General features: G+C 64.2%; 6 protein-coding genes. 4 read left to right on the top strand and 2 right to left on the bottom strand.

Annotated elements, in window-relative coordinates:
- Positions 1-93: 93 nt before the first annotated feature.
- The 4 genes from EOD15_RS27085 (at position 94) to EOD15_RS27070 (ending at position 3,838) form a co-directional block, all read left to right on the top strand.
- Positions 94-936, top strand: a complete 843-nt coding sequence (locus EOD15_RS27085; RefSeq protein WP_127267752.1) for a tetratricopeptide repeat protein — start codon at positions 94-96, stop codon at positions 934-936.
- Between the two features lie 202 nt (positions 937-1,138).
- On the top strand, positions 1,139-1,615 hold the full coding sequence (locus EOD15_RS27080; protein WP_127290636.1) for a DUF992 domain-containing protein: 477 nt from the start codon (positions 1,139-1,141) through the stop codon (positions 1,613-1,615).
- 95 nt (positions 1,616-1,710) lie between these two features.
- A complete protein-coding gene (locus EOD15_RS27075) occupies positions 1,711-2,190 on the top strand; it encodes a DUF992 domain-containing protein (protein ID WP_023810132.1) in 480 nt (159 codons plus the stop codon).
- Positions 2,191-2,401: 211 nt separating this feature from the next.
- Complete coding sequence (locus tag EOD15_RS27070) at positions 2,402-3,838, top strand: MFS transporter (protein WP_127409006.1); 1,437 nt, start codon at positions 2,402-2,404, stop codon at positions 3,836-3,838.
- Positions 3,839-3,850: 12 nt separating this feature from the next.
- Here the strand turns inward: EOD15_RS27070 and EOD15_RS27065 are convergent, their stop codons facing one another.
- Together EOD15_RS27065 and EOD15_RS27060 are read right to left on the bottom strand one after the other, a co-directional pair.
- The gene (locus EOD15_RS27065) at positions 3,851-4,543 is read right to left on the bottom strand and encodes a response regulator transcription factor (protein ID WP_127409005.1); all 693 of its coding nucleotides are present in this window, start codon (positions 4,541-4,543) and stop codon (positions 3,851-3,853) included.
- The coding region (locus EOD15_RS27060) for an ATP-binding protein (RefSeq protein WP_148129652.1) at positions 4,540-5,810 on the bottom strand (1,271 nt) is incomplete at its 5' end. The genes EOD15_RS27065 and EOD15_RS27060, both read right to left, overlap by 4 nt.

Raw genomic sequence — 5,810 nt, 5'->3', positions numbered from 1 at the left:
GTAGAATCGCCGCCACCTTTTTGTTTTGATGTGACCGGTCCGGAAGGGGAGCCGGACCTGAGCGACGCGGCTTGAAGTGAGGACAGGGCAGACATGAACGCAACAAGCGTGGAGCGCGGGACCGCATTGCGTGGTTTCGCCCTGACAGCGGCCCTGCTCTCCGGACTGGCGCTTGCCGGCTGCCAAACGGCGGGCCCGACCGGTGAATTCAACAACATCGACAAGGCGCAAGGGTCGAGCGAGAACATTTCCTCGCTGTCGGCGGTCATCCAGCGCAATCCCCAGGATCCCGAAGGCTACAATGTGCGCGGCTCGGCCTATGGCCGTGGCGGTCAGTACCAGGCGGCGCTCAAGGATTTCAATCAAGCCATCCAGCTCAACCCGAATTTCTTCCAGGCCTATTCGAACCGCGCGCTCATCCAGCGCTTCCTCGGCAATCAGGAAGCCGCGCTCGCGGACTACAACCGTTCGATCCAGATCAACGGCAACTACGACGCCGCCTATATCGGCCGCGGCAATCTCTACCGCAAGGCGGGTCGCACCCAGGACGCCTTCAACGACTTCCAGAAGGCAATCCAGCTCGATACGACCGACGCGCGCGCCTACCACAATCGAGGCCTGATCTATCAGAGCCAGGGCCAGCACAAATTCGCCATCGAGGACTTCTCGACCGCCATCTCGCTGGCGCCGGACGCCGCCGAGCCCTATAACGGCCGCGGCCTCTCCTATCTGGCGACCAACGACGAGGACAACGCCTTTTCCGATTTCAACATGGCGATCAAGCTCGACGGCAGGAATGCCGAGGCGTGGTCCAACCAGGCGCTGATCTATGAGCGGCGCGGCGACAAGGCGAAGGCCGCGAAATCCTATAAGGAAGCCGTTCGCCTCGACCCTACCTACCAGCCGGCCAAGGATGGCCTCGCCCGCGTCAGCTGATCTCGGTTTCGGCTTCCCATACAAATCCGCGTGACATCCAAGTGCCGCGGGATCCTTTGCGTGTCCTAAAGGACGCACTTCGCAACCGGGCATTAACCCCGGCAGGAGGCTTTCGGCCCCTGCCTTGATCGCGCCAAGTTTTCAGCGGAACGGTCTACCCACCCAAGCCGTTGTTGAAAGTATTTTGCGAAAGGACCCTCCCATGATCAAGAAACTCGCCTGCGCCGCTGCCCTCGCCACGACGATGTTCGCGGTGGCTCCGGCCAGCGCCGGCAAGCTGCAACTCGGCACGCTCGATTGCACCATCGACGGCGGCACCGCTTATATCGTCGCTTCCAACAAGGGCGTGTCCTGTGTCTTCCGGCCTCATCATCACGGGCCGTCCGAGATTTACACAGGCGTCATCTCCAAGATCGGCCTCGATGTCGGCCAGACGCATCAGGGCCAGCTCGTCTGGGCCGTGCTGGCCGCGACCCGGGATCGTGACGGAGGCGATCTCGCCGGCAGCTACTACGGTGTCAACGCCGAGGCGAGCGTGGTGACCGGCGGCGGCGCCAATCTGCTGGTTGGCGGCCTGGACAGCGCCGTCATGCTGGAGCCGCTCAGCGTCCAGGCGCAGACCGGCGTCAACCTTGCCGTGGCCGTGACCTCGCTCCAGCTGATCCACTCATTCAAGTGATTGCATGGAGCCGTGCGCTCCATGACCCCTCACCCCGCGGCGCGGAACCAGATAGGATGGTTTCGCGCCGTTTGATTTGGGGGGGGGGAACCATCATGCTGAAGACAGCCATAGCTGCCGCCATGTTCACCACGCTATCCGGAGCGGTGCAGGCGCAGGACCGAGGCATGGAAGTCGGTACGCTTGACTGCGCCATAGGCGGCGGCACCGGCTTCATCTTCGGCTCGAGCAAGGATCTGAGCTGCACCTTCAACCCCGCCGACAAAAGCTTCGCGCCGGAAGCCTATTTCGGCGCCGTCAACAAATACGGCCTCGACATCGGCACGACGAAGCAGACGGTCATGCAGTGGATCGTGCTGACGCCGCTGAAGAACATCTATGCGCCGGGTGCGCTGGCCGGCGACTATATCGGCGCCAGCGCGGAGGTGACGGCCGCCGTCGGCGCCGGCGCCAATCTGCTGGTCGGCGGCTCCTCTCAGGCCTTCACCTTGCAGCCGCTCAGCTTGCAGACGCAGACCGGCATGAACCTCGCGATCGGCGTCAGCCAATTCCAGCTGCGCAGCACCGAGAATTGATCGCGCAACGAAGCCCGCCAACGGAAGGGGCATCCGCGCGAACGGCCCTCAAAAAACCGCTTGAGCTCAACCCCGGTTGAGGTTTTACAAGCCTGCCCCGAGCGCAACAACGCCTCGATCCAGCGCTGTCGATTCGCATGGTCCTGCCGGAAACCCGTACTGGCTTCTGGCGTCCTGCGCTGGCGTCGAGATATGCAAGACGGGGGTGGAAATGACCGAGATCAGCACGAACAGGGTCGACTGGCGCGTATTGTGGGCAAGCGGCGACCTGGCGCGCTTCTGCTTCATCAGCCTCGGCATTCTGCTGCACGCCACCAACGAAACGATGGTGGCAACGGTGATGCCGGCCATGGTCGGCGAACTGGCGGGCGTACAGCTCGTCGGTTGGTCGCTGGCGATCTACGAACTCGGCGCCATCGTTGCCGGCGCGGCCGCCGGACGACTGGTGAGTTATGTCCCCTTGCGCACCAACATGGTGGTCGCCGCGCTCCTCTACGCAACAGGCGCGCTGATATGCGCCACCTCGCCTTCCATGCAACTGTTCCTCGCCGGCCGCCTGATCGAAGGACTTGGCGGCGGTGCGCTGGTGTCGCTGGCCTTCGTCTCGGTCGAACGACTGTTCTCGCGCGCCATCTGGCCGCAGCTTTTCGGCATCATGTCGGCGATCTGGGGCGTCGCCGCCTTCAGCGGACCATTGCTAGGCGCGATCATGACCGAGCTTTTGTCATGGCGCTGGGCCTTCGGCATCTTCACACTCGGCGGCGCCGCCATGGCGCTGGCAAGCTTCCTCGTGCTCGACACGCCCCAGGCGACGAAACCCAAGACGAGCACGGGCAAGGCACCGCCCTTCCCGTTCGCGGCCCTTGGCTGCCTTGCCGTCGCCGTGGTGCTGATCGCCTCGGCCGGCGTCGACATCGCCTTGCTGCGCTCTTCGCTGCTGATGGCCCTCGGACTCATCGGCCTGGTGCTGTTCTTCACCATCGACGCGCTGAAGCCGCGTTCGCGGCTGTTCCCGGCGCGGCTGTTCTCATGGCGCACGCCGGTCGGCGCCGGCATGACCATGGTTGCCGCCTTTTCGGTGGCGACCTGTTCCTTCGGCGTCTACGGACCGCTGTTGCTGACCAGCCTTCACGACATTCCGCTGTTGACGACCGGCTACATCATCGCCGCCGAATCGATAGCCTGGTCGATCCTCTCGATCCTGGTCGCCAACGCGCCGCCGCAGCGCGAGCGGCTGATCATCGTCGGCGGCGCGGTGATGATCGCGGCCGGCATCGCCGGCTTTGCGTATGCGATACCCCTGGGCTCCATCCCGCTGATCCTGATGTGTGCCCTGTTGCAGGGCGGCGGCTTCGGCATCGCCTGGCCGTTCCTGACGCGCGTCATCGTCGCCTCCGCCCCGGAGGGTGAGCAGACCATCGCCTCGGCGGCAGTGCCGACCATGCAGCGCATCGGCTATGCCGTGGGCGCCGCACTCGCCGGCATCGTCGCCAACGCCAGCGGCTTTTCGCAAGGCCTGAACCACGACGCGGCGGCGAATGTCGCGTCGTGGCTGTTTCTTGCCTTCGTGCCGCTCGGCATTGTCGGCTGCCTCGCGGCCTTGCGGGTTTCCAGACCGCTTGGCCAGCCACGGGAAGCTATCGGCTAAAACCTGGCCTGCTCATTCGGCCTCGCGCAGGCGGTAGCCGACGCCGGTCTCGGTGGTGATGTAGCGCGGCTGGTCGGGGCTCTTCTCGATCTTTTGCCTGAGCTGCCGGACATAGACCCTGAGATACTGCACATCGGTCGAATCGCCCCAGACCTGCTTCAAAAGGAAATGATGGGTCAGCACCTTGCCGGCGTGCTGCACCAGCATGCGCAGGATGTCGTATTCCTTCGGCGACAGCTTTACCTCCTTGCCCTCGACCTTGACGATGCGCTTGACCAGGTCGACGCTGAGATCGCCGGTCTGGAAAATCGGCTTCTCGCCCTGTTGCTGGAACTTGTGGCGGAGCGCCACGCGAATGCGCGCCACCAGTTCGTTCATGCCGAAAGGTTTGGTGACATAGTCGTCGGCGCCGAGTTCCAGGGCCTGGACGATGCCGGCCTCGTCGGTCCGGCTGGACAGCATGACCACTGGAATGTCGAGACCATCGTCGCGCCATTTGCGCAGCAACTCATGACCGCTCATGCCGGGCAGCCCAAGGTCGAGCAGGACGAGGTCCGGCTTCTCCGCCTCCATCAGCTCGATCGCCACCTTCGCGTTCGGCGCCTCGCTGACCGCATAACCTTGACTGCCGAGCCCGACGCGCAGCAGCTTGCGGATCGGCGGCTCGTCATCGACGACCAATATCCTGACGTTCGAGTTTGTCATGCCAGGTCACCCACGTCGTGGTCGTCGGTATTCGAAGTGTCGAAATTGGGCGGATTTGCCGGCCTGGGCATTTTGATGGTGAACACCGCGCCCGAACCGTCGGTCCGGTTTGCCGCCATGATGGTGCCACCCATCGCTTCGACGAAGCCGCGGCAGATCGACAGGCCGAGCCCCGTACCGGCGCGGATCTGGTCGCCCTTGCGCACTCGATAGAACGTGTCGAAAATCCGTTCCAGATCGCCGGGAGGAATGCCTGGCCCTTCATCCATGATTTGCAGCAGGACGGAGCCATTGTCGGTCCAACCCTGCATGCGAATCGTCGAGCTTGCCGGGGCATATTTCGCCGCATTGTCGAGAAGATTGAACAACGCCTGCTCGAACAGCACCGGGTCGACCTTCAACATCGGCAAATCCTTGGGGATGTCGGTCTCGATCTTGTGCTCGCCAATGATTTTCCTGGCCCTTTGCAAGGCGGAGCCGACGATGTCGCCGACATAGTGAAAGGCGTAGTTCGGCTCCATCGCGCCGGACTCGATCTTGGTCATGTCGAGCAGATTGGCGATGAAGCGGTTCAACCGCTCGGATTCGTCGAGCACCGTCGACAGCAGTTCGGCCCGGTCCGGTTCGGGAAGCGCTGCTGAAAAATCCCGCAGCGTGCCGGCCGCGCCCATGATGGCGGCGAGCGGCGTTTTCAGGTCATGGGAAATGGAGGTGAGCAGCGCCGAGCGCAGCCTGTCCGCCTCGGCCGCGAGCTTGGCGCGGTCGACGTCGGCAACCAACTGAATACGCTCGATGGCGACCGCCGCCTGGTCGGCCAGTGCGTCAAGCAGCCGCTGCTGCTCGGGCGTCAGCAGCGGACCCTGCTTGTCGTTGTCGAGGCCGACGACCCCGATGGCCGTGCGCCCCGTCCGCAAGGGCAAATAGAGGCGCTTGGCGCCCGGAAGCGTGTCGGCGCCACGACCCGCCGCACGATTGTGCTCCCAGGCCCAGCGGGCGGCGGCGATGTCGGCCTCGGCCAGCGTGTCGTCGGGCGGATAGCCGGCCTTGACGGTGATGGTCCCGTCTTCCGGCAAAAGCAGCACCACCCGCAGCTTCAGCATCGAGGCGATCTGGAAGGCCGTGGCCCAAAGGACGTCGTCGAGCGTGCCGGCGCCGGCGAGCTTCTTTGAAAAGAGGTAGATGTCTTCCGTGGCCCGCGCCCGCGAGCGGGCGGCGACCGCCTTGCGCTGCACGCGCGCCGTCAGATTGCTGGCGATGACCGCAACGA

The organism is Mesorhizobium sp. M7A.T.Ca.US.000.02.2.1, assembly GCF_003996995.1.
In the GTDB taxonomy this organism is placed as follows: domain Bacteria; phylum Pseudomonadota; class Alphaproteobacteria; order Rhizobiales; family Rhizobiaceae; genus Mesorhizobium.
Note: the sequence above shows the minus strand (reverse complement) of the source record. Positions and strands in the feature narration are given on the sequence as shown.